Genomic DNA, 23,820 nt, shown 5'->3' with positions numbered 1-23,820 from the left:
TTAACGTGATGGTAAACCGTTGGTGCATCATCTCAAAGTCGGTGTCTACTCCGGATTGACGGAATCTTCAGCAAGGGTTTGTTGGGCGGTGTCGTAACCTAGTTTGACCATCTTCTCCACCTGGGTGAATTCCAACATGCCACAGGCGTTACGAGGGATGTCAATGGTGATGTCTGGTGGGTAGGCGGCAAGCTGTTGGCGGGCAATGCTGCTTTGCATACTGTCAAACGCCTTGTTGCTGATGTCGTAAACATCCCAGTCAAATGATTGTTTTAACGCCTTTTTTTCTATGGTGAAAAATTCTTTGATATTGGCGATCAGTTCATCAAAGTCAAGCCAATCAGATTCATCCTTTGTTTCAGCGTTTTGTTCAAAGGTGGGGGGTTTAGGCTTTGCGCCAAGATTAACCGCAATGGTCAAGTCGCTACCTTGGCCAAAAGTCGGAGCGATAGGCACCGGGTTGATTACACCACCGTCAATCAAGGTTAAGCCTTTGTATTTCACCGGGGTGAAAATCATCGGTAGAGAGTAGGAGGCACGCATCGCTTGGAGCAAATCACCGCTTTGCAACCAAACCTCTTTTTCATTGTTGATGTCGGTGGCCACCGCGGTATAAGGGATACGCAACTCTTCAATTCTAGGGGTGCCGATCAGCTTGGTTAGCACGGCATGAAGCTTTTCACCTCTAATCAATCCACTGCGGTCCCAGGCAATGTCGAATAGGGCAAGGATGTCGGATTTGGAAAGCTTTTTAAGCCAGTGTTCAAACTCATCGAGTTTCCCGCAGGCGTATAACCCTCCAATTAACGCGCCGATGGAACTGCCGGAGATGGATTGGATTTGATAATCATGTTCTTCCAGCCAGCGGATAATGCCGATATGCGCCAAGCCTCTTGCGCCTCCACTTCCTAAAACCAAGGAGATGTTTTTGGGTTGAGTTGTTGTGGGGTTGGTCATTCGAGCAGGCCTGGTCGCTTGTAATATCTATTTCAAAGCGTCGGCGACAATCGCCTTGGCTTCTTCTAAAATCGCATCCAGGTGTGCCTGACCTTTAAAACTTTCGGCATAGATTTTATAGATGTCTTCGGTTCCAGACGGACGTGCCGCAAACCAGCCGTTCTCGGTGGTGATTTTTAGACCGCCAATCGCCGCACCATTGCCTGGAGCATGGGTCAATTTAGCGGTAATCGCTTCACCGGCAAGGGTGTCGGCTTTGACCATCTCTGGCGAAAGGTTGCTTAAAATCGCTTTCTCTTCACGATTGGCTGGCGCATCGATACGGGTGTAAATCGGATTGCCGAACTTCTCGGTGAGTTCTTGGTAAAGTTCACCGGGATCCTTGCCCATGACGGCCGTGATTTCGGCCGCAAGTAGATTTAAGATGATGCCATCTTTATCGGTGCTCCATGGGCCGCCATCAAAACGCAAGAATGAGGCTCCGGCCGATTCTTCACCGCCAAAACCGAACTCTCCGGTTTGCAGACCGTCTACAAACCATTTGAAACCTACCGGAACTTCACTCAAGTTAAGGTTCATCGCATTGGAGACACGATCGATCATCGAGCTGGATACCAAGGTTTTACCCACAGCGGCATTTTGTGGCCAGTTTGGTCGGTGACTGAATAGGTATTGAATCGCCACGGCTAAATAGTGGTTTGGGTTCATCAATCCCACGGATTTAGTGACAATACCGTGGCGGTCGACATCGGGGTCATTGCCAAACGCCAAGTCGTAGTTGTCTTTTAGGCCAATCAACCCCGCCATGGCGTAGGGTGATGAGCAATCCATACGAATCTTGCCATCTTTATCGACATGCATGAACGAGAAGGTGGCATCCACCTGTGGGTTAACAATGTCTAGGTTCAGTCCGTAATGTTCGGCGATCGGTTTCCAAAAATCCACCGCAGCACCGCCCATTGGATCAATCGCCAATTTTAACCCCGCCTCTTTAATGGCTTGCATATTGACCACTTTGTCGAGATTTTCTACATAAGGGGTAATCAAATCGGTTGGGGTGACAAATTCCGAGGCCAGGGCTTCTTTGAGGGGGATACGTTTTACCTCATTCATGCCGCCAATGATCATGGCATTGGCGCGGTCTTGAATCCAAGAGGTCGCTTCGGTATCGGCAGGGCCACCTGTCGGCGGGTTGTATTTGAACCCTCCATCTTGCGGAGGGTTGTGTGATGGGGTGATGATCACGCCGTCAGCCAGACCGCCTTGGCGTCCTTCGTTGTATTGCAAAATGGCGTTGGATACGACCGGCGTTGGTGTATAGCGGCCATTGGACTGAATGATGACATTGATATTATTCGCGGCAAACACTTCAATGGCTGTGGCGTGCGCGGCTTCGGATAACGCATGGGTGTCCATGCCGATAAACATTGGCCCTACGGTGTTTTGTAAACGACGATACTCCACAATCGCTTGGCAAATGGCGGCAATGTGGTCTTCATTAAAAGTGGTCTTGCTTGAACAACCTCGGTGTCCACTGGTTCCAAAACTGACTGCCTGGTCAGGATTGCTGGCGTCGGGCTTTAAATTGTAATAGTCCGCCATTAGCAGGGGGATGTTTTCCAAAAGACTATAAGGGGCTTTTTTACCAGCGTATGGAGAGTTGGCCATGCTATTCTCACTTTAATGATTTGAAAGTTTGTGAGCTTTATATTACGTGTTTTTATACATGGATGTAGCCGAATTTACATAAAAAATTGATTGAGATTAATCTAACGGTTGAGCGAGATTATCCGAAAACCACCAGGCCTGTAAATCACATGTAACCAGGCCTTCTGGCTTTGCCCATCGCGCGGTTAACCAGCTTGAATCAGGGCTTTAATTAAGGTTTTAATTGTAATTGAATGCTCTATAATAACCTTTTTTCACTTATTGAAGTTTTCACTGTTATTTTGATGCGACCTAGCCGATTTATGAATAAAGCACTGCAATCAAAACACGCTGTTTGGTCTTTTCGACATGGAATGGGGGTGTTGGTTTTGCTGTTTGTGTTATCGCAAATGGCGGGATTGCTGCACGCTGAAATTCATCCGTTTCATCAGCATGAAGCGAGCTGTGATGTCTTTGAAAACTTAGCGCAACCTCTCGACCAGCCGATCGCTTTTAGTACGGCAGTCGAAAAGCCAGCGCCCTTTATTCCTTCCGGTATTCAATTACGCTCTGTATTTGAAGCCGTCTATCAACCGCATGTCTTTGGGCGGGCTCCGCCTGCTTCTGATTATTAAGTAAACAACTAAGTAAACAACAAACTGTTTTTAGGGTTTAAGAGGATTTGTGCTCTTAAACCGTACATGATAATTAGGAAAAAAATATGAAATTAAATCGTATTACGCTTGCCATGTTGGTGGCTAGCGGCGTATTGGTGTCTCAAGAAATCTACGCACAACAAGCAAACGATATTAACGCATCACAAGATGACAGCGGGCAAACCCTTCTGCAGGAGGTTACGGTTTCCGCATCGCCCGTTCATGAACATGAGGTTTTTGAAGTGCCTTCGCAAATCGATAGTGTTGCAGGTGTTGATAAGATGGCCGCCGAGAGTGGTTCTTTAGGGCAGATGCTGGAAAGCATTCCCGGGGTCAATAATATGTCGGCCGGCACGCAATCCGGCAAGCCAGTTATCCGTGGAATGACGGGTAATCGCGTCAAGGTATTATCCAACGGACAGTCAACCGACTATCAAGCCTATGGCACACGCCACCTAGCCAATACCGACCCTTATCTAGCGGAACGGATCGAAGTGATTCGTGGTCCGCAAAGTGTGTTGTACGGTGCGGAAGCGATGGGAGGGATTGTCAATGTGATTCAGTCTGATTTGCCTTATGGCCAAAAAACCGCGGGTGAATTAGCCACAGAATTTAACAGCAATAACCAAGAGAAGATGTTGGGCGCCAAGGTGGGCGCGGGCTCCAAAGAGTTTGCGATTCAAGCGGGGATTTCTAAACGTTCTGCAGACAACTTTACCGTGCCGAATGTCTCTACCGCGCCAGGCGATATCCCGTTAGATGATAGACCATTATTTGTGGGTGAAGTGCCGAATACCAACTTTGAAAACCAGTCGGCAAATATCGGGTTCGGCTATCAGCAAGATTGGGGAACCATCGAATTGCGCCATACGCAATGGCTCTCTAAACAGAACTATTTAGGTGTGGAAAATAATGGTACTGGTTTTGAGGCGGTCGCTTCCGGGCAAAAACTACAAAATGATGAAACGCAGCTGAAAGCGGAAATCTATACCGATAACGATTGGGTCATCAAGCCGAGTTGGACACATACCCGTAATGCACGGGAAGCGTCACATGATTTACCCTATGAAACCATGGCAGAGGATGAAGGCACACCACACTACTTAGATTTATTGGTGAAGCGTGACGATGTTAAATTGGCTTTGGAACACCCTAAAGTGGGTGATTTTGAAGGGGAACTCGGTTTTGAATTAACCGAAAAACAGCAGGAGTTACGGAACGGTGAATTAACGCCAACGGCTCATGAGAGCAAGCGTGCGGTTTATCTGTTTGAAGAAGCCGATTATGACAAGTGGTTGCTACAAGTCGGAGCTCGTTATGACTGGCATGAGGTGAGTGCTCCTTTGGATGGCAATAATGTGCATTTTGTAGACGAGGGGATTTTTGATTCTTCAAACAATAGTCGAACATTTGATGTTTTCAGCGGTTCTTTAGGCTCGACTTACCGCATAGATTCAAACTGGAGTGTGGCGGCCAATCTAGCCAGCGGTTTCCGTGCCCCGAGTATCTTCGAACTTTATGCAGGTGGTGAACATGGCGGTGTGCAGGCGTATCAACTCGGTAATCCGGATTTAAAGGCGGAAACGTCATTGAACACAGACTTATCACTAAGATGGCAAACCCCTAAAACCCAAATGGTGGCCACGGTTTATCAAAACTGGGTGGACAACTATATCTATTTGGCGAATGAGTTGGAAGCCGATGGTGTCACTTTAACCACCACTACCAGTGAGTCGGGCGCAACGATTCCCGTTATGAAGGCTCAGCAAACCAATGCTGTGATTCACGGTTTGGAGTTCAGTTTAAATCATCAGTTTAACCAGGCCTGGTCAACGGATTTGGCGTTGGAATTGATTGACGGTGCAGACACCAGAAACAACCAGGACTTGCCATTAATGCCGGCAAACAACTTGCGTATCAATGTGCATTATCAGCCCAGTGATTTTGCCGGTTTACAACAGCAAAAAATCACCTTGGGTGTGAAGTTGGTTGACAGTAAGAACGCATCGGGACTTTATGAGCCGTTCTCTCAGTTTGATACTATGCCGATTGGAACCGCCTCAACCGAGGCCTATGCGTTATGGAATTTAGGTTATCAAACTCAAGTGAAATTGGATAAACAAACGCTGCACTTAACTGCCGCGGTTGAGAATCTATTTGATACTGCCTATGTGGACTTTTTGAATACCTATAAAGGATATACTTTGAACACGGGTAGAAATATCCAATTGAAAGCACGTTTGGATTTTTAACGCTTTTTAAGTTTAAATTTACGTTGTTTATTAGGCCTGGTGATTTGCAAAAATCCCAGGCCTTTTTTATTGTTTTGTGGGTAAACCTTTTTTAGGTCAGGTCTGGCGCGCCCTATGGCCATATCTAGTTTTGTAAGCATAGGGTAGAATAGTTCAAAATTTATTACATTGCCCTTGAAAAAGGTCACAAAAGCCCTTACTTACAAGGCATTCAAAGAATTTAAGAGATAACAGGACATTATGAGCAAAGATTATTATGCGATTTTAGGCGTTTCTCGCAGTGCGAGTGATGCTGAAATTAAGAAAGCCTATCGTAAAATGGCGGCAAAATATCACCCTGATAAACCTACCGGAGATGAGTCAAAGTTTAAGGAAATCAGTGAAGCTTATGAAACCTTAAGCGATGCTGAAAAACGTTCAATGTACGACCAATTCGGTTCTGACTACCAGCAACGTGGTGCAGGCGGATTTGGCGGCGGTGGTTTCGGTGGTGGAGCCGATTTTGGCGATATTTTTGGTGATATGTTTGGCGGGGGCGGGGGCTTTGCTGGCGGTGGTTTTGGTCAGCAACAAGCTCGACCACGTAAAGGTGAAGATCAAACCGTAAAAGTGATGGTTTCATTGACTGAAGCGGTAGAAGGTACCGAAAGAACCATTAACGTACAAACCGGTAACCCGCATTCAAGTAGCTACTCTTACGATACTACGCCAATCAAGGTGCGTATCCCTGCCGGGGTAACCCAAGAGCAGAAGATTCGTGTTAAAGGAAAAGGCTTTAGCGGTTTTAACGGTGGCCCGAATGGAGATGTGATTATCCAAGTCAATCTTCAAAAACATCCTCACTATCGAGTAGAGGGTAAAGATGTTTATTTGGATTTGCCGATTACTCCGTGGGAAGCGGCCTTAGGGGCAAAAGTTGAAATTCCAACCTTAAAAGGTAAGGTGAAAATGGCTATTGCGGCCGGTACCCAGTCGGGTGCAAAATTACGAATTAAAGGGCGTGGTTTAGGGACTGAACCGGGTAATCAATATGTGATTGTCCAAATCCATACACCACCAGCGGCCACTGATGAAGATAAAGCGCTGTATGAAAAAATGGCCGAACAAATGCCATTTAACCCAAGAGCGGACTTTTAAGCGAAAGCGCTCGTCTATTTTGATGCCTTGAGCTTCCGATAAAGCCAGTTGACATTACGTCAACTGGCTTTTTTGTTGGTAGGAGAGAATTAAACTTTGTATTTCATCGATTTTAAAAGGTTTGCTTAGGAAACCGTTCATGCCACTATCAAACGCCAGTTGCTTATCTTCATTAGAGGTGTTGGCGGTTAAAGCGATGATCGGTGTATCAAGCTTTAAACCACGAATGGTTCGAGTCGCTTCAAAGCCATCCATTTCGGGCATTTGGCAATCCATTAAAATCAAATCATATGCGGGTAAAAAATGTAATTGTTTCTGTTTTACCAAAGCAACCGCTTCAAAGCCATCTTCGGCTAAATCCACTTGATGGCCGAGCTTTTCTAAAATCTTTTGACCTATTTGGCGGTTAATCTGATTGTCATCCACTAATAAAATCGTGCTGCTTTGTGATTTTAAATCAGAGATAAGCGGTTTTGCCGTTGGTTTGGTTTGCGAATCCGCTGGCTGATTGGGTAGGCGAATCCAGAATTTTGAACCAAAGTCCTGTGTGCTTTCAACCCCAACATCGCCACCCATAAGACGAGCCAGTTTCATGGAGATGACCAGTCCTAGGCCGGTACCGCCGAATTGACGGGTGGTCGAGGCATCCACTTGAGAAAAGTCGATAAAGAGTTTGGCTAAGCCTTCTGCGGAAATACCGATTCCGGTATCGATAATGCTGAGTTGAATTTGTTCATCAATAGTGCCGACTTGAAGGGTGATTTTGCCTTGTTCAGTAAACTTGACCGCATTGCTTAAGTAGTTGTTTATTACTTGGGTGATTCGAAAAGGGTCGCCTATTTGCCAATGTGAGATTTGTTCATCCCATGTAAAACACAATTCAATATTTTTTTCGGTACACTTTTCTTGAAAGGGAAGAAGTGAATTTTGACAGGCCTGGTATAAATCAAAAGGGATTTTCTCAACATTCATTTGTCCGGCTTCAATTTTGGAAAAATCCAAAATATCGTTGATGACATGCAATAGAACATTGGCGGAATGGTCGGCAATCCCCAGTAGTCTCCGACACTCTTCAGAGATGATTTCGGTTTCAAGCAAGTTTAACGCCCCGATAATGCCGTTAATCGGGGTGCGAATTTCGTGGCTCATGGTCGCGACAAATTCAGATTTGGCTTTGCTTAACGCGAGGGCGCGGTTTTTCTCTTTTTCGGCCTCAGCGGTACGCTGTTCAACCTGAAGCTCCAAATCCGAAGCCAAGCGGGTAAGAGCCTGATTGCTTTCGTAGAGTTCCAGTGATTTTTGCTCTAAAATTTGTTCCGCTTGTTTGCGGGCTTGACGCTCGCGCAAAAAACGTTTTTCAAAAGGATTCGTGGTCATTTCAATGGCTGAAAGCTAATTAGGGTTTGGTTAGGGTGAAAACGACTTTGGTCAAGCCTTCTGAAGATTGGTCATCCATTTCAATCTCAATCTGTTCACCATAATAAGTCGAAGCCCCTTTAATCAATCCGTAGGCCAGAGCAGAAAATGGACGTTTTGAACTATAGATTAAGGTCATGCGTTTTTCAGACTCTATTTGAGAGTCAAAGGTCGGAAGTTCAGCCTCAGGATAAAGTTTTTGAACTTCGACATGCACTTTGTTTTCAATGGTGTCTAAAAAATCGAAACAGTTGTCTACCGTTTCAAAAAACATCGGATAACCTTCAGAAAAGCGTACTAGGAGGTGTTCGCCAAATGTCCTCACCAAATCTTCAACTGAAATGCCTGTCTCGGCACTTAGGTGAGTGACTAATTCAATCAACTCGTGGTGGTCATAAGTGCCTACCGAGGTGTAAGCGCCACCGGAAGGCAGATTGGACTTTTCAATAATCTCATCGGCCATTTCAAAGCCGAACTTATCTTCTACAAGTTCTATAAATTCAGAAAACACAATACCTTTCATGAGAGCAGGCCTTTATTTATTTTAGCTAGACCTTGTCAGTGTAATACAAAAAATAATCTGAGTTAAGTACACTTAACTCAGATTGCAACTTCTCGATGTATTTTATGCATTCAGTTCTGTTAGATTTTAAAGTCTTGCACTACCGCATTGAGTTCGCCAGCCTTCGCGTCGACTTCTTTGGAGTTGCTGGATAAGGTTTCGACTAAATGTGCATTATGCTGAGTGGATTGGTCCATCTCATTGATTGCGATATTGACCTGGCTGATGCCGTTGGCTTGTTCTCCACTCGCCGAGCTGATTTCGGCAACGATGTCATTCACTTCTTGAATCGCTTGGTTGATATCATCCAGCGAGGTGCTGGATTCATGAACCAAATGGGTACCGTTATGAATTTGTTCAACCGCATTGCCAATTAATTTTTTGATCTCATTAGCGGCATCGGCAGAACGACCAGCCAGGTTTCTGACTTCGCCTGCGACGACTGCAAAGCCTCGTCCGGCTTCTCCTGCTCGTGCGGCTTCAACCGCGGCGTTCAATGCCAGCAAGTTGGTTTGGAAAGCAACGCTGTCAATCATACTTATGATGTCGTTGATTTGATTGCTTGCAGATTCAATGTTTTGCATCGCTTGAATGGTCTGTTGCATAATCGAAACGCCTTTTTGTGTGGTGTTTCGAGCATTTTCGGCCAATTGGAACGCCCGTCTAGCACTATCGGAGTTGTTTTGTACCGAAGCGGTCATCTCCTCCATTGATGCGGCGGTTTCCTCAAGGGCTGCGGCTTGTTGTTGTGTGCGTTCGTTTAAATCCATACTGCCTGATGAGATTTGATTGGCTCCACGTGAAACCGTGGTTGATGCCAAACGCACCGATTTGACCATGTCGCCGAGGTGTGAAATGGAGCTATTCAAGGCTTGTTGCAACTCGTTCAGCTCACCCTCATGGCGACCTTGGATGGTTTGGGTTAAATCACCTTGAGCCATCGCTTTCGCCGCATCGGTAATTTCATCGATTGCCGACTGAATCTCCTCTAAAGACGCGTTAACAGAGTGTTTGAGTTTGACCATATCGCCTTTAAGTTCACCGGTGACTCGGTGGGAAAAGACCCCTTTTGCAGCATGTTCCATCGCATCACTGATGGTATGGATGGCATGATCCATTTGCGATAGGGCATTATCAACCAGACCTTTCAATTCGCCTTTGACGGAATCATCCAAACGGACTGAAAAATCCCCTTCGGCAATTCCTGTCATGACTTTTGAAAGCGCATCCATGGTATTGTCGACACTATTGGCTGAGGCATTCACCGAGGTTTTGAGTTTCTCCAAATCCCCTCGCAACGGCGTATTGATACGTTTGCTGAAGTCGCCTTCACTGATCGCTTGCATGACCTTTTGGATTTCACCGAATGAGGCGTCCAGATTGCCCATCAGTTGGTTGATGGCGTGTCCTGCGTGGGAGATTTCATCCTTGCCTGTGACTGTATGGCGGATGGTGAAGTTACTGCTGTTCTCGATATTGCCAATGGTGTTAACTAGGCTTTGAATCGGGCTAGAGATGCTGCGGGCAATCACGAAAGCCACCAAAACAATAACCAAAATGGCAATAAAGATGGTGATTAACGCGGTGGTCAATAGGGCGTTCGAACTCGATAACGCTTCGGTTTTATCCAGTTCGGCAACTAATGCCCATGGCGTGCCTAAAGCATCAACCGGAGTGTATGCACTCATGACTTCAGTGCCATTAAAACTCGGAATCAGCTCTACTGAAGTTTGACCTTTTAGGGCGGCTTTTACCGATGAGTAATCTGCACTCCCCGTTTTCGGGTTTGCGAAAGAGTTGACTACGCTATGGGTGGAGCTTTTGGCGGAGTCGGTGCGCATCAAATAGTCGGTTCCGACAATGAATGTATCGCCCGAAGGCCCCATGCCTGAGTTGTCGGTCATGATTGCATTGAGTTGTTCTGGCCCTAACTGCACCACCAAAATCCCAATGGTTTTATTGTTATAAACCACGGGTGCAGCCATAAACGCTTGTGGGCTGTTGCCGGCAGGTTCATAGCGTGAAAAGTCTGCAAAAGCGGTTTGATTTTCGTGTAGGTTTTTCGCTTTTTGGTAAGCCTGATTTAAGCCTGAATTGCTCAAAGGGCCATTGGCTAAGTTCACCCCAAAATCGCTACCTTTATTAACACTGTAGAGTACGCGGTCAGTGTTCTGGTCAATCAGATATAGGTCATTGAAGTGTGCATTACTGATGAACTTATGAATGACCGGTTGCATAGAAGCGTGAATAGCGTGATAAGCGGATTGGCTTTGACCTTTATTCAGTTTCCAGCGTTCGGTTTCCGGATTGGGGTTGTTGACCAGATAATCGGTCTGCATCATCACCGCGATAGCATCGAGTTGATTGGCATAGGCCGTTGCATCGGTTTGTTTGCCAATAGTTAAGGTTTGATATTTGGCGGATAAATTGGCTTTAAGTTGGTCAATATTGCCGCTATTGTCGGCAAGTGCTTGATAGGCATTGACTTGCGCAGGCAGATAAAACATCGCTTGCAGGATGACCTGGGTGTCTGCCAGCGTGATGACTTCGCTAGAAACGGTTTGAAAATAACGTTCAACAGAGGCTTTTTTACTATCCCTAATCGACTCCAATTGCTGTGAAGCCAGCGCTTTTAAACCGCTGTCGGCATTTTGTATCGAGATGGCCGCAAAGATAAATAGTGGGGTTAAACCAATGAGTAAAAAACTGGCCAGTAATTTAGGGGTGAGTTTCATATTGCCTCCGTTCAAAATGAAAGGCTTCAAAACATATTTTGAAGTACCGATTCGATTCTATCAGCAAAACCCATACCTATATTTGGTTTAAACGGATTTAGTTCGTTTAAATGGAGATTTTAGGCATGGTTTTTTGCTGAAAGAGCTGTGGCGCATTTAAAAACAACCTGTTGATAAGGTTATTCAAAACGGTGTTTTTCGTATGATGAAAGATTGTACGAATGACAGAGGGAGAGCGCTTGATAGGATGCTCGGTAGTTATGACTATGCCTCCAGCACTTGCTGGATAATCGCCTCAAACGCCTCTTGATTGGTGGGTTTTGCCAAAAAGCCACTCATACCCGCCAACAAGCAATCCCTTTGAATCTCGTCGCTATTGTTACCGCTAAGGGCGATCACCGGGGTTTGAATTTGCAGTGCCTTTATCTGCTTGGTACATTCAAAACCGTCCATTTCCGGCATGACCAAATCCATTAAAATCAAATCGAATGTTTTTTGACGTAGCATGGTGAGTGCGCTTGCGGCACTTTCTACAGCAAGGACTTCATGGCCATAGCCCTGAAATACCTTGGTTTGAATCTGTCGTAAGATGTCGTTATCTTCAACTAATAAAAGGTTTAGTTTTCTCACAATGCTTTAATCTCGAAATGGTTTTTTGTCTGTTTTTAAACGATGTTAGATTATCTAATGGATGAATTTTAAGTCCAAAAATTAGGTGAGGGCGTGTATCTTTTACGCCCTCTTTACAACAGAATGGATTTGCAGTGGGTTTTTGTCAGTTTTTAGACGTTAAAGCGTATTTGGAAACGTCCAGCACTTCGTTCTTGTCTACACTGAAATAAGACATTTCCGATTGTAAGGCATCGGCTTGTTCTCTTAAGGTTTCTGCCGCGGCATTGGTTTCTTCCACCAGAGCCGCATTCTGTTGTGTCACGTTGTCGATTTGGGTAATCGCTTTATGGACTTGTTCAACACCGGCCGCCTGTTCTTGGGCCGCTTGAGCAATTTGAGTTATCATCACGGTGACCGAGTCGATGGTGGTATCGATTTCATTTAACATTTCACCCGATTCCGCCGCCAGTGTTGAACCTTGGCTTACACGGGTCACGGTTTCATCGATCAATGTCTTAATGTCTTTGGCCGCTTCGGCCGATTTTTGCGCCAAACTACGAACTTCGGAGGCAACCACAGCAAAACCACGGCCGTGTTCACCCGCTCGTGCCGCTTCAACGGCGGCGTTAAGCGCCAATAGGTTGGTTTGGAAGGCGATGCCATCAATCAAGCTAACAATTTCGGCAATTTTATGGCTTGATTCTTCTATGGCATTCATCGCTTGGATGGTTTGTTGCATTACCGTAACACCTTGCCCCACCTTGCTTTTCACATCGGTAGAAACCTTGCTGGCTTCTTGGGCATTGTTGCTACTGCTTTGCACTTGCGCGTTCATCTCTTCCATGGTGGCTGAGGTTTGTTCCAAAGCACTTGCTTGCTGTTGTACTCGTCCACTCAAGTCCATCGAGCCTTGTGCCACTTCTTGCGCGGCATTGTTGACCGAGCTGGAAACCGCTACAGCCATGCCGACCACTTCTTTGATTTTGCTGGTAGAGAAGTTGATCGCATTCTTTAAATCATGCACCTGTCCTTTAAAGACACCGGCAGGAAGTTCTTTAGTGAGGTCACCCGCCGCTTGCGCTGCCATGACATCGCTAATTGAACTCATTACACCACCGAGTGTTGTCATGGTTTTATTGATGGTATGGCCCAACTCTTCCAAATCACCTGGTTGTACTTCAACACGGTAGTTAAAGTCACCTTCCTCGATATGTTTAAGTACACGGGTAATGTCATTGATATTGTTGATTTGATTGGTCTTATCTAACCATTCCACCACGTAACCCACTTTGATTTGGTTGCGTATAATGGGGACTACGGTAAGTTCTAAAATTAGGTCGGAAACCTTTAGGTTGCCACTCCATGGTTCGTTGAGTGCATGCACCATCTGGCGTTGATGTGCCGGGTTTTTATGGAAGATATCCATATTCGAACCAACGACTTCACTGGCCTTAAAGTGAGGCAAGGCTTGTTGTATGCGTTGTTCATTGCGGGTAAACATCTCGTCTAACGAGCGGTTGGTGCTTTTAATGTTAAAGTCGGCATCGGCCACCATAAGGTTGGTATTGGCGCTGTTCATGGCGGTGGTTAAAATGGTGGCGGTCTTGGCGGCATCGTAATTTTTAGCGGCACCCTCAGCCATACGTGAACGCACCATATTCATTAAAAATCCCAATTCAGAGGTGTCTTTAATCGCCTCTTTGACTTCACCGTTGGCGAGGTTTTCAATGCCTGCTCGTAGCGTACTGGAGAGTTGGCCAGCTTTCAGCAATGACCATGCAACACCGAAAATTGACAAGATTCCTAGAGCCAATAACCCGCCTGAGATTGGAGAAATTTCAATTTCTGTGGCTAAACCAATAAAAGCCACAAGCGCTAAACCGATGCTGGTGAACGGTACTAGATATTGTTTGAGTTTGGATTGTGTTTTTGTCCAAGGAAAGCTGGCTTTGCCGCCTTTAATAGCTGCATAAAGGTTGGTTGCATATTGTTTTTGAGCGGCGGTTGCAGGATATCTAACCGATAAATAACCGGTGACTTTGCCCGATTTTATAATCGGTGTGGCATTGGCCATAACCCAATAGTATTCACCATTTTTACGCTTGTTTTTCACCAGGCCTTGCCAAGGTTTTGCCGATTGTAAGGTCTTCCAAAAGTCTTCAAAGGCTTCTTTGGGCATATCGGGGTGGCGTAAGATATTGTGCGGTTTTCCTTTCAATTCAGCATCGGTATAACCGGAAGCCTCTCTAAACCCCTCGTTATAATCTACTATATTTCCTTGTAAATCAGACGTGGATAATATGACTAAATCGTCTGGTAATAGATACTCGTTTGCTGAACTCATGAACTCCACCTCTTAATCTTTTTATGCCATTTGATAGCTTTCGCTTAAAGAGCGATATGTTTTTATGCATGTAATATAGCTTAATTTAATCATGTAATACATAAAAGATATCACATATAAGAAAAGCATTAAGTCCCTGATATAAGTAAGGAAAATAGCGCGCTTAGCATTTTTGCCATGGAAGAGGCTTTTTAATGCATTAGCTTCCAAAACTAATGACCGGGTAGTGTGGAGGTGGATTTTAGGATACCTCCATCCCAAAAGAGAGTCTTCAAAAGCTATCTTGAAGTCACTCTTTGAACTATTAAGCAAAACCCATACCTATTATTTAGCTATATCGGCCTAATCGCTTTAAAAAAGTTATTTAGTGATGCTTTTTTTGCTTAAAATGGAACAACTAATTTCACAAGGAGTTTTTATATGAAGCGTAGAGATTTTATTGGAGCTATCGCTGGTGCGACGGCGGCAACGGCTTTAACGGCATGCGGTACCGAAGAGGCGCCTAACAAAGTAGCCAGTGAACCGCAGAAAACCTATCAATGGAAAATGGTGACCACTTGGCCAAAGAACTTTCCAGGATTGGGAACAGGTGCCAATAATATCGCTAAGCTGATCACAGAAATGTCTGGTGGCAGAATCGATGTTAAGGTTTATGGCGCGGGTGAATTGGTTGGCGCTTTTGAAGTTTTTGATGCGGTTTCTCGCGGCAATGCCCAACTCGGACATGCCGGCGCTTACTACTGGAAGGGTAAGATCCCATCAGCCGCTTTTTTCTCGTCGGTGCCTTTTGGTTTGACGGCTCAGGAGATGAATGCCTGGATGTACTATGGTGGTGGTCTGCAACTTTGGGAAGAAGCCTATAAACCGTTCGGCTTGATTCCAAATCCAGGTGGTAACTCAGGTACCCAGATGGGCGGCTGGTTCAATAAAGAGATTAACTCACTAGAAGACCTGAAAGGCCTGAAGATGCGTATGCCGGGTCTGGGCGGAGAGGTGCTTAAACGTGCTGGTGGTATTCCGGTAACCCTGCCAGGGGGAGAACTTTTCCCTTCGATGCAGTCCGGTGCATTGGACGCGACCGAGTGGGTTGGGCCTTATAACGATTTGGCGTTTGGTTTTTATAAGGTGGCCAAGTTCTATTACACACCGGGTTGGCATGAGCCAGGTACGACCATGGAATGTATGATTAACGAGAAAGCCTTCAATGAACTGCCAGCAGATTTACAAAGTATTGTACGTAATGCGATAAAAGTGGCTAATGCGGATATGTTGGCGGAATATACCGCAAGAAACCAGCAAGCTTTGCAAACCTTGATTAATGAGCATAACGTACAGCTAAAACAATTCCCAGATGATGTTCTAAAAGCGTTAAAAACGATTTCTGAACAAGTTGTTGAAGAAGAAGCGGCAAAAGATCCGTTATCGCAAAAGGTTTGGGCTTCGCAAAAAGCCTTTAAAAAACAAGTAATGCAATGGACAGAAGCTTCTGAGCAAGCGTATTTACGAGCCCGTTCTTTGTAATCAGTCTGATATTTCTCAAAGAGAAAGCCCGAGTTGTCCAGTTAAGGTAATTCGGGCTTTTTGTTTTTTGGGGATTTATAATGAATATATGCCTGGTGAGGAATTTTTAGATTTCTCGTAAGTTATTCATATCTGAGATTGTTGCTTCAGTCTCTACATAAAAGACAGAACTTAAAAGGACGTTATGGTTTCGTTTACTCAAGAATTGAAGACTCGGTTACAAGGGATGTTTGTTGTTCCCGAAATGCTGGTGAATAGGCCTTACGACGCTTTTCGCATTTTGGTTTTGGCGGCCATCATGATGATTTTAGGCTTAACCTTATCGGGCTTTGCTATTTTGCATATTTTGATTACGGGTCAGAATTTTAATGTCATTATTAATCTTGTCGGCATGGTTATCATTTTTATATTGCTCTATCAGCTACATAAAACGAAAGAAATCGGTCTGGTCGGACATTTTATGGCAATTTTCTTGCTCGGTTTTTTGTTGGCTTTTACCTATTTAAATCAAGCTGAAGGGTTCAGTTTGGTTTGGATTTATTTTACCCCATTTGCTGTTTTCGCCATGGTAGGCAGAAGATTTGGTTTAAGTTATTTAAGTGGATTTTATGCGCTGCTATTTGTGATGACCTATATGGGAATTGGCGAGTGGAATCATGGCAATTGGGATCAAATCAGCTATTTTCGATTTGTGACCGCATCCGTACTTGCGGTTGTTTTGGCGCTGGTGATTGATATCGCTCATAATGGGATGAATAAACAAATTGAAAAGCAACAGATTGTTGAAAGAAGGCATCTCAAAAAATTACAACGTTTGTCGACCGTTGATTCCTTAACGGAAGTCTACAATCGCCACTACTTCAATGAAGTGCTGGATAAACTCATTACGGAATATAAAGAGAGTGAGTTGTTTTTAACGTTTTTCATTTTAGATATAGACCATTTCAAACTATATAACGATGAATTCGGCCACTATCAAGGAGATGCGGCTTTGCAGAAAGTCGCTAAAACGGTATATGCTTACATTAAACGTGAAGACGATTTTGTGTTTCGTTTAGGGGGTGAAGAGTTTGGCGGCCTATTGGTTTCTGATCAGCCAAAAGAGACGAGTAGCTGGGTAGCCAAGTTAAAAAATGAGATAGAAGCTTTAAAAATCCCTCATGCAAAAGACGCTACACAAAAGTATATTACAATTTCGATTGGTGTTTATTCGGCAAAAGTGAAAGATATCAATACCATTACCTGTCTGTATCGAATTGCAGATAAGGCGTTATATGAAGCTAAAAACAACGGACGTAACCAGGCGGTGATTTTTAGCCCTGAACAATACCCACGAGGTTGTGCATGAAAATTGTAGCTTACAGCAGTAAACCATACGATAAACAGGCGTTATGTCGAGTCATGCAACCCGATTGGGAGACCCTTTATTTAGAAGTCTCTTTAGGCTTGGATACCATCGCCTTTGCTCAAGGAGCGGAGGTGGTGAGTACTTTCGTCAACGATCGTTTAGATGAAAAAGTCTTAACTTTATTGGCTCAAGGTGGAACCAAACTCATTGCCTTACGTTGCGCGGGTTTTAATAATGTGGACTTGAACGCTGCTAAAAAACTCGGTATTAGAGTGTTGCGTGTTCCGGCCTATTCTCCTTATGCGGTAGCCGAACACACCGTTGGTTTAATGCTGGCCCTCAACCGTAAATTATATAAAGCCTATAACCGTATCCGAGAGGGTAACTTCGCCTTGAACGGCATGTTGGGTTTTGATATGCATGGTAAAACCGTTGGCATTATCGGGGCGGGGCTGATTGGACGGCTGGTTGGCAAAATGCTCAAGGCGTTTGGATGCCATGTGGTGATATATGACCCTTATACCTGTGTGGCCTGTAAGGAATTGGGGATTGAACAGGTCGATTTAGAACATTTATTTACCCAGTCAGATATTATCACCTTGCACTGTCCGCTAAACGCTGAAACCAATCACATTATCAACGCTGAAAATATCGCCAAGATGAAAGAAGGGGTGATGTTGATCAATACCGGTCGAGGCGGTTTAATGGATACTGCGGCTTTGATTGCGGGTCTAAAGTCTAAACAAATTGGCTATTTGGGAATCGATGTTTATGAAAAGGAGGGGGCTTTGTTCTTTGAAGACCACTCTTGTGAGATTATCCAAGATGATGCTTTTGAACGTTTATTGACCTTTCCCAATGTGCTAGTCACCGGGCATCAGGCTTATTTTACTCATGAAGCCTTAGAGCAAATCGCCCAAACCACCGCGGATAATATTCTGGCTTACAGTCAAATACAGTCTGCAGATGAATGTTTAGAGAATGAGGTGACCTGTGATTAATTCGTTTTCACCATCGTCAAAAAACCTATTTGTAAAGTTACCAGGCCTGTTCGCTTTAGTATTGGTATTTGTCTTCACCCTTTCAGGCTGCGCCACTATAAAATTGGGTGAGTCCTACGATGCGCCGATTCAAGAACAGGTTTTGGAAAAGGGCAAAACAGACGATAAGGTTTTGATTATTACGATTGACGGCGTGATCAGTGACAGCCCCAAACAAGGTCTATTGTCACGTGCCCCAAGTCTATTGGATTCGGTCATGATGCAACTGAAAAAAGCCGAAGAAGATAGCAAAATCAAAAGCGTATTGCTTAAAATCAATAGCCCGGGTGGTGGTGTAACGGTAAGTGATATCCTTTATCACGAATTGCTGGCCTTCAAACAACGAACCAAGAAAAAGCTCTATGTACAGATGATGGATGTCACGGCATCCGGAGGCGTTTACATCGCGATGGCGGCGGATAAAATCCAGGCGCATCCCTCAACCATCACCGGCTCGGTTGGCGTGATTTCCATGAGTGCCGATTTATCCGGCACCATGCAGAAAATCGGTGCGGCGGTGAATGTCTATAAAACCGGTGAAAACAAAGATATGGGCTCACCGTTTAAAGCCGCAAGTCAAAGCGATAAACAGATTTTTCAAACTATGGTCGATAGCATGGCACAGCGTTTTTACGAGATTGTAAGAACCCAGCGTAACCTATCAGAGCAACAGATGGAAGAGCTCAAAACCGCACGAATCTTTACGGGTTCCGAAGCGATTAAGGCAGGCCTGGTCGATTTGTTAGGCTATCTTTCCGATGCGACCGATAAAGCGTGTGAATTAGCGGATGCCAAGGATTGTAAAGTGGTGAGTTACCGTTTTAAGTCAAACCCAAATGCCACCCAATATTCACCCAGCATGCAGTTGCCTAATGGGTTGCAACCGCTGCAATTGATCGATGTGCCTTTACTGGAGCAGATGCAGTTGAAAGCGGGCATCTATTACCTATATTTGCAGTAATCAATCACAAGCTTGACGCTTTTAAACTCTTAAGTTCTTAAGCTTTTTTACCAGATAAGCGACTATTTACAGGTCGCTTGCTCGGCCTTATCAAATTGTGCTTTTCGTACCTTAAGTTTGTAGGCGGCATTCACATATTGCTCAGGCTGGGGTTTGAGCAAGTAGATAAATTCATCGGTGAGGTTCGCCTCTAGGTTGAGTTTGTCCAAACCATTAAATTCATCCACATGTGCCGGTGTGATTACCTGTATGTTCAAGTTTGGGTCAAGGCGCTTTAAAGCGGCCACCGTTCCCAAATGGTTTTGACTGTGAAATGTGCCATTGATATGCACAACTTGATGGTTTGGATGGTTTAACCAGGCCTGGTAGATCGATTCAGCCATGGTGTTGTCCCTAGTCGTTTGCGCCAAATAGCTTTTGTGTTTGCGCGGTTCGGCAAGGGGTCTGGTCTGCTTCAGAAATTCATAAAATCGTTTTTTATATCCCGGGATTTCAGCAAAGGGCTGCTGGGCGATTTGCAAGCGCTCTTCAGGGGCGAGTTTGGATATATAGCTTTCTCCCTCTCGTCCAATGCAGCGTATCGTGTCAGCAGGTGCATTGGCGGCAATCACACCGATAAAACGATTTTTGGCAAACTCCACCAATGGACGGTAACTGGCCGCATAGTTATTCCAAGCAGGAGCCTCATTGATTAAATAGGCTTCACCGATATTGCCATCTAAATAGTCGTTTAAGAGGGGTTGCTGGTCACGATTGAACATCTCCATACTTAACAACAATTGCGGGTTCTGTCGATATAGACCTGCCAAGAGCTGCATTTCCAAGAGGTGTGAGGCATGGTTTCCGTGGTATTCGCCAATCACCACTATGTCGGCTTTTCTTAATTGTGAAATGGCGGTTTCAAGAGTGACAGGTTGTTTAGATTGATCGAGCAGAACATAGTCGTAAGCGTGTTCAAGTTTAGCTTGGGTTTCGATGTTCGATTCAAGGGGGTTGGATTCTAGTGTCGTTACGTCAATCAAACGACTTGCTTTGGCTGGGTTTTCAGCACAACCACTCAATAAACTTAGGTTACAGAGAAGCGCTGTCGCAAGCAATGATTGAATTGAGGCAAAGTTATACATAGTTATCCACATCCTGTTTTATCAATTAAAACAAGCCATTAATCGTAATAAGTTATTTTTTTATTGTGATTCGAGCCACACCCGATTCAATGGCGGCTTGGCTGATGGCTTGCGGAATCACACTGATTAAACGAGGGTCATTGGGTTTAGGCAGAATATACTCTTTACCATAGCTTAATTCTTGTAATCCATAAGTGTCGAGCACTTCATCGGGTACAGAGGAGTGAGCCAGTTTACGCAATGCATGCACGGCGGCAATCTGCATCGCCATATTGATCTCTGAAGCCCTCACGTCCAAAGCGCCACGGAAAATATAGGGAAAACCAAGGACGTTGTTGACCTGGTTGGGATAATCACTGCGGCCGGTCGCAATAATGAGGTCATCACGGGTTTTGTTTGCCAGAATCGGATTGATTTCCGGGTCTGGATTGGCCATGGTAAACACGATTGGATTAGCCGCCATGCCTTGTAGCATTTCAACCGTCAAAATGTCCTTGTCGGATACCCCAAAAAATACATCTGCATTGACCATCGCATCCGCTAAACAGACCTTGTTGGTATTCTGAGCAAAAGCCTCTTTATAACGGTTTAAATCTGTGCGATGGGTGCTTACAACTCCTTTACTATCGACCAATGTGATATTAGCTTTTTGAGCGCCCATCGCCATCAGCAGATTCATACAGGCAATGCCTGCGGCACCGGCACCCACACAAACGATGCGTGCCAGCTCAAGTTTTTTATGTTGCAGTTCTAAGGCGTTCATCAAGCCGGCAGCGGCCACGATGGCCGTGCCGTGTTGGTCATCGTGAAAGACCGGGATATCAAGTTGCGCTTTTAAGGCGGTTTCCACTTCAAAACATTGTGGTGCGGCGATATCTTCTAGGTTGATGCCGCCAAAGGTCGGTGCGATATTGGCGATGGTCTGAATCAATTCTGCCGTGTCATCACAGTCTATTTCAATATCAAACACATCGATGTTGGCAAAGCGTTTAAATAGCATCGCCTTACCTTCCATTACCGGTTTGCTGGCTAAAGCGCCGGTATTGCCTAAGCCCAAAACCGCCGTTCCATTTGAAATCACTCCCACCAGGTTTCCTTTACCGGTATAGCGATAGACGTCTTCAGGGTTGTTTGCAATCTCCCTAACGGGTTCCGCCACTCCTGGGCTATAAGCCAGGCTTAAATCCCGTTGAGTTTCGCAAGCCTTGGTCAAGCCGGTTTCAAGTTTTCCAGGCTTAGGAAGTTCATGATAATGAAGTGCATCTTGTTTTAAATCCGACATGGTATTTTCCCTTTGGTTAAAAGGTGACTCGAAAACCTGAAATGGCGTTTATTGAATCAATTCAAGCCCATAAACTAAGCGACAAGTTGTTTATCAAGGCTTTAAATTAACGCGAACCGACTTCAATATCAATGCTTAAACGTGATTATTGAACTCAAGCAACAACGGTTAACAAGTGGATGAAAAATAATAACAATGTATTTGATTCCAGCATTAATTTTTTTGCTTTGCTTATACCAATTACTAAACATAGAATCGAGCGGTTAACTAAATTGATGGTTTTATATGGATGTAATAGCAGGCCAAGCAGAACAACAACAAACGGATTTTTTTGTTGGTAGGCAGCCTATCCTGGATAGGGAAAATAATATATATGGTTACGAACTCTTGTTTCGAGGAGGGTTAAACCCTAATTCAGCAGAGTTTGACTCGGCAAGCAAAGCAACCGCAACGGTGATCCGTAATGCCATGATGAATATGGGCTTGCAACAGTTGGTGGGTGAAGCTAAGGCTTTTATCAACTTTCCTGAAGAGTTTTTCTTTGAGATGCGGGATCCTTGTTTCCATCATTCCCAAGCGGTAATTGAAATATTGGAAACCGTCGAACCATCGTCAGATGTGATTGAAAGTGTTCAGTATTTAAAAAATCAAGGCTATATGATTGCCTTGGACGACTTCATCTTCAGTAAAAAATTCGTGCCCTTCATTAAATTGGCGGATATTGTTAAGTTTGATGTCTTAACTATCGCGCCTGAAAACCTTAAGCCGTTGTTTGAAAAAATCAAAAAGCTCAAGGATGTCACTATCCTGGCGGAGCGAGTTGAAACCAAAGAGATGTTTGAAGCTTGTAGAGAGGCGGGTGCGGAACTGTTTCAAGGTTATTATTTCGCCAAACCGGAAGTGGTTACAGGTAAAAAAATGAGTATCGGTAAAGTTCACCTGCTCGAACTGTTGCAAAAGGTGGCCGATGATTCGTTGCATCTGGACGATTTAGAAAAAATCATTGAAAAGGATATCGGCCTAACAATCAAAATTTTGAAGCTTGCCAAGCAATATAAAACGAAAAACATGCCTGACTTCGAATCCTTGAAAGAGGTGTTAACGCTGTTTGGATTGAAACGGGTTCAGTCTTGGGCAACGATGCTTTCTATGACTATGATTGATGATGTGTTGCCGGAAGTGTTCAATTTGGCACGTTTACGCGCAATTTTTATGCGTAATTTGGCTCAAAAAGAGAAGCTACCAGGAATGGATAGCTTTTATTTGGCAGGTCTTTTTTCGATGATAGATGTGGTTGTCGGCCAACCCCTGGATAACGCATTAAGCCATATTCCCATCAATGATAATATCAAATTGGGTTTACTCCATGGTGAAGGTGAGTATGGCCGTTTATTGGATGCCGCCAAAAGTTTTGAAATGAATCATGCAGACCAGCACCAAGATTATGCGTTGATTTATTTTGAAGCTTTAAAAGAGGTCAATTCAATACACGAGTTATAAAACTCGATGCTAAAGATGACCTGTGTGGTTGTTAATCAATCTCTGAAGCAAGCTGAGTTGTAGTGTACTAATTCTGTCGAGTTATCGATATAATCCATAAAATATTCCGGTGGACGTTTGTTGGCGTTAAACGTTTTCGGTTTAAAAATGTGGTTAAAAAGGACTTAGATGGAAAAGTATTATTTTCAGTTTGTATTAACGCTCCTGATGGTGGCGGGTTATTGGTTCGTCAAATGGAGTGTAGCCAAACTCATGATGAAGCTGGGTGCCGTTAAAGAGGTGCCGGCAATTCGCATAAAGAACGTGACCCGTTATTTCAATATCATGTTTTTATTGGTTTTAGCTGTGATGTTGATGATGGTTTGGGGGGTCGATTACCGCGGATTATTGGTTTTTGCCTCATCTGTATTAGCGGTTATCGGTGTTGCTTTAGTCGCACAGTGGTCTATCTTGAGCAATATCACGGCAGGTGTGATTGTATTTTTCTCCTTTCCCGCCAGAATTGGCGACACCATCGAAATTGTAGATGGCGCCCACCGTTTGCGAGGAACCATTACCGAGATCAACTTGTTTCAGGTTTTGTTGGTTGACGAAAACAATCAACGAATTGCCTATCCGAATAACCTGATTTTGCAACGTCCGGTAATCAATATTGTGCCTAACCTCAAAGAGGAAAAAACCGAAAAATCGGGTTCTCTATTCGCCCAGAGAACCACAAATAGATAA

General features: G+C 44.5%; 18 protein-coding genes. 9 read left to right on the top strand and 9 right to left on the bottom strand.

Features of this window, described 5'->3' with window-relative positions; genetic code table 11:
- Nucleotides 1–45: 45 nt before the first annotated feature.
- Nucleotides 46–957, bottom strand: coding sequence for a patatin-like phospholipase family protein (locus L6421_RS10425; protein ID WP_237261729.1), 912 nt, complete (start codon nucleotides 955–957; stop codon nucleotides 46–48).
- A 27-nt stretch (nucleotides 958–984) separates the two neighbouring features.
- Nucleotides 985–2,625, bottom strand: coding sequence for a phosphoglucomutase (alpha-D-glucose-1,6-bisphosphate-dependent) (gene pgm / locus L6421_RS10420; protein ID WP_237261728.1), 1,641 nt, complete (start codon nucleotides 2,623–2,625; stop codon nucleotides 985–987).
- A 302-nt stretch (nucleotides 2,626–2,927) separates the two neighbouring features.
- Here pgm and L6421_RS10415 point away from each other — a divergent pair, with 302 nt between their 5' ends.
- The 3 genes from L6421_RS10415 to L6421_RS10405 all read left to right on the top strand — a co-directional run bounded on the left by L6421_RS10415 (nucleotide 2,928) and on the right by L6421_RS10405 (nucleotide 6,649).
- Nucleotides 2,928–3,239 (top strand): hypothetical protein, encoded by a 312-nt coding sequence (locus tag L6421_RS10415; RefSeq protein WP_237261727.1) that lies wholly within the window; start codon nucleotides 2,928–2,930, stop codon nucleotides 3,237–3,239.
- A gap of 86 nt (nucleotides 3,240–3,325) precedes the next feature.
- Complete coding sequence (locus L6421_RS10410) at nucleotides 3,326–5,512, top strand: TonB-dependent receptor (protein WP_237261726.1); 2,187 nt, start codon at nucleotides 3,326–3,328, stop codon at nucleotides 5,510–5,512.
- A 240-nt stretch (nucleotides 5,513–5,752) separates the two neighbouring features.
- Nucleotides 5,753–6,649 (top strand): DnaJ C-terminal domain-containing protein, encoded by an 897-nt coding sequence (locus L6421_RS10405; RefSeq protein ID WP_311195282.1) that lies wholly within the window; start codon nucleotides 5,753–5,755, stop codon nucleotides 6,647–6,649.
- 54 nt (nucleotides 6,650–6,703) lie between these two features.
- Here the strand turns inward: L6421_RS10405 and L6421_RS10400 are convergent, their stop codons facing one another.
- The 5 genes from L6421_RS10400 to L6421_RS10380 form a co-directional block, all read right to left on the bottom strand.
- A complete protein-coding gene (locus L6421_RS10400; RefSeq protein WP_237261725.1) occupies nucleotides 6,704–8,026 on the bottom strand; it encodes a response regulator in 1,323 nt (440 codons plus the stop codon).
- 19 nt (nucleotides 8,027–8,045) lie between these two features.
- Nucleotides 8,046–8,588: a heme NO-binding domain-containing protein gene (locus L6421_RS10395; RefSeq protein ID WP_237261724.1), complete on the bottom strand. Its 543-nt coding sequence runs from the start codon at nucleotides 8,586–8,588 to the stop codon at nucleotides 8,046–8,048.
- A 119-nt stretch (nucleotides 8,589–8,707) separates the two neighbouring features.
- Nucleotides 8,708–11,362, bottom strand: coding sequence for a methyl-accepting chemotaxis protein (locus L6421_RS10390; RefSeq protein WP_237261723.1), 2,655 nt, complete (start codon nucleotides 11,360–11,362; stop codon nucleotides 8,708–8,710).
- 264 nt (nucleotides 11,363–11,626) lie between these two features.
- Nucleotides 11,627–11,992, bottom strand: coding sequence for a response regulator (locus L6421_RS10385; RefSeq protein WP_237261722.1), 366 nt, complete (start codon nucleotides 11,990–11,992; stop codon nucleotides 11,627–11,629).
- Between the two features lie 145 nt (nucleotides 11,993–12,137).
- Nucleotides 12,138–14,318, bottom strand: a complete 2,181-nt coding sequence (locus L6421_RS10380; protein ID WP_237261721.1) for a methyl-accepting chemotaxis protein — start codon at nucleotides 14,316–14,318, stop codon at nucleotides 12,138–12,140.
- A 420-nt stretch (nucleotides 14,319–14,738) separates the two neighbouring features.
- Here L6421_RS10380 and L6421_RS10375 point away from each other — a divergent pair, with 420 nt between their 5' ends.
- The 4 genes from L6421_RS10375 to sppA all read left to right on the top strand — a co-directional run bounded on the left by L6421_RS10375 (nucleotide 14,739) and on the right by sppA (nucleotide 19,188).
- Entirely contained in the window at nucleotides 14,739–15,839 is a 1,101-nt protein-coding gene (locus tag L6421_RS10375; RefSeq protein ID WP_237261720.1) for a TRAP transporter substrate-binding protein, read from the top strand.
- A gap of 184 nt (nucleotides 15,840–16,023) precedes the next feature.
- Nucleotides 16,024–17,187: a GGDEF domain-containing protein gene (locus L6421_RS10370; RefSeq protein WP_237261719.1), complete on the top strand. Its 1,164-nt coding sequence runs from the start codon at nucleotides 16,024–16,026 to the stop codon at nucleotides 17,185–17,187.
- On the top strand, nucleotides 17,184–18,188 hold the full coding sequence (locus L6421_RS10365; protein ID WP_237261718.1) for a 2-hydroxyacid dehydrogenase: 1,005 nt from the start codon (nucleotides 17,184–17,186) through the stop codon (nucleotides 18,186–18,188). Before L6421_RS10370 ends, L6421_RS10365 begins: the two co-directional genes overlap by 4 nt.
- Complete coding sequence (sppA, locus tag L6421_RS10360) at nucleotides 18,181–19,188, top strand: signal peptide peptidase SppA (RefSeq protein ID WP_237261717.1); 1,008 nt, start codon at nucleotides 18,181–18,183, stop codon at nucleotides 19,186–19,188. The genes L6421_RS10365 and sppA overlap by 8 nt, the downstream gene beginning before the upstream one ends.
- 62 nt (nucleotides 19,189–19,250) lie before the next feature.
- Here the strand turns inward: sppA and L6421_RS10355 are convergent, their stop codons facing one another.
- Together L6421_RS10355 and L6421_RS10350 are read right to left on the bottom strand one after the other, a co-directional pair.
- A complete protein-coding gene (locus L6421_RS10355; protein WP_237261716.1) occupies nucleotides 19,251–20,312 on the bottom strand; it encodes a ChaN family lipoprotein in 1,062 nt (353 codons plus the stop codon).
- 52 nt (nucleotides 20,313–20,364) lie between these two features.
- Nucleotides 20,365–21,594: a malic enzyme-like NAD(P)-binding protein gene (locus L6421_RS10350; protein WP_237261715.1), complete on the bottom strand. Its 1,230-nt coding sequence runs from the start codon at nucleotides 21,592–21,594 to the stop codon at nucleotides 20,365–20,367.
- A 285-nt stretch (nucleotides 21,595–21,879) separates the two neighbouring features.
- Between L6421_RS10350 and L6421_RS10345 the strand changes: the two genes are divergently transcribed.
- Nucleotides 21,880–23,094: an EAL and HDOD domain-containing protein gene (locus L6421_RS10345; RefSeq protein WP_237261714.1), complete on the top strand. Its 1,215-nt coding sequence runs from the start codon at nucleotides 21,880–21,882 to the stop codon at nucleotides 23,092–23,094.
- A 168-nt stretch (nucleotides 23,095–23,262) separates the two neighbouring features.
- The gene (locus tag L6421_RS10340) at nucleotides 23,263–23,820 is read left to right on the top strand and encodes a mechanosensitive ion channel family protein (protein ID WP_237261713.1); all 558 of its coding nucleotides are present in this window, start codon (nucleotides 23,263–23,265) and stop codon (nucleotides 23,818–23,820) included.

This window comes from Thiomicrorhabdus immobilis, from assembly GCF_021654855.1.
GTDB lineage: Bacteria > Pseudomonadota > Gammaproteobacteria > Thiomicrospirales > Thiomicrospiraceae > Thiomicrorhabdus > Thiomicrorhabdus immobilis.
The sequence above is the reverse complement of the archived record's forward strand: the minus strand, read 5'-3'. Positions and strand labels throughout refer to the sequence as shown.

What these genes read in the sequence shown, in the direction of transcription:
- L6421_RS10415 (WP_237261727.1), top strand. Translation starts at nt 2,928, where the DNA reads ATGAATAAAGCACTGCAATCAAAACACGCTGTTTGGTCTTTTCGACAT.
- L6421_RS10425 (WP_237261729.1), bottom strand. Translation starts at nt 957, where the DNA reads ATGACCAACCCCACAACAACTCAACCCAAAAACATCTCCTTGGTTTTA.
- L6421_RS10340 (WP_237261713.1), top strand. Translation starts at nt 23,263, where the DNA reads ATGGAAAAGTATTATTTTCAGTTTGTATTAACGCTCCTGATGGTGGCG.
- pgm (WP_237261728.1), bottom strand. Translation starts at nt 2,625, where the DNA reads ATGGCCAACTCTCCATACGCTGGTAAAAAAGCCCCTTATAGTCTTTTG.
- L6421_RS10345 (WP_237261714.1), top strand. Translation starts at nt 21,880, where the DNA reads ATGGATGTAATAGCAGGCCAAGCAGAACAACAACAAACGGATTTTTTT.
- L6421_RS10410 (WP_237261726.1), top strand. Translation starts at nt 3,326, where the DNA reads ATGAAATTAAATCGTATTACGCTTGCCATGTTGGTGGCTAGCGGCGTA.
- L6421_RS10375 (WP_237261720.1), top strand. Translation starts at nt 14,739, where the DNA reads ATGAAGCGTAGAGATTTTATTGGAGCTATCGCTGGTGCGACGGCGGCA.
- L6421_RS10395 (WP_237261724.1), bottom strand. Translation starts at nt 8,588, where the DNA reads ATGAAAGGTATTGTGTTTTCTGAATTTATAGAACTTGTAGAAGATAAG.
- L6421_RS10380 (WP_237261721.1), bottom strand. Translation starts at nt 14,318, where the DNA reads ATGAGTTCAGCAAACGAGTATCTATTACCAGACGATTTAGTCATATTA.
- L6421_RS10350 (WP_237261715.1), bottom strand. Translation starts at nt 21,594, where the DNA reads ATGTCGGATTTAAAACAAGATGCACTTCATTATCATGAACTTCCTAAG.
- L6421_RS10390 (WP_237261723.1), bottom strand. Translation starts at nt 11,362, where the DNA reads ATGAAACTCACCCCTAAATTACTGGCCAGTTTTTTACTCATTGGTTTA.
- L6421_RS10370 (WP_237261719.1), top strand. Translation starts at nt 16,024, where the DNA reads ATGGTTTCGTTTACTCAAGAATTGAAGACTCGGTTACAAGGGATGTTT.
- L6421_RS10355 (WP_237261716.1), bottom strand. Translation starts at nt 20,312, where the DNA reads ATGTATAACTTTGCCTCAATTCAATCATTGCTTGCGACAGCGCTTCTC.
- L6421_RS10400 (WP_237261725.1), bottom strand. Translation starts at nt 8,026, where the DNA reads ATGACCACGAATCCTTTTGAAAAACGTTTTTTGCGCGAGCGTCAAGCC.
- L6421_RS10365 (WP_237261718.1), top strand. Translation starts at nt 17,184, where the DNA reads ATGAAAATTGTAGCTTACAGCAGTAAACCATACGATAAACAGGCGTTA.
- L6421_RS10405 (WP_311195282.1), top strand. Translation starts at nt 5,753, where the DNA reads ATGAGCAAAGATTATTATGCGATTTTAGGCGTTTCTCGCAGTGCGAGT.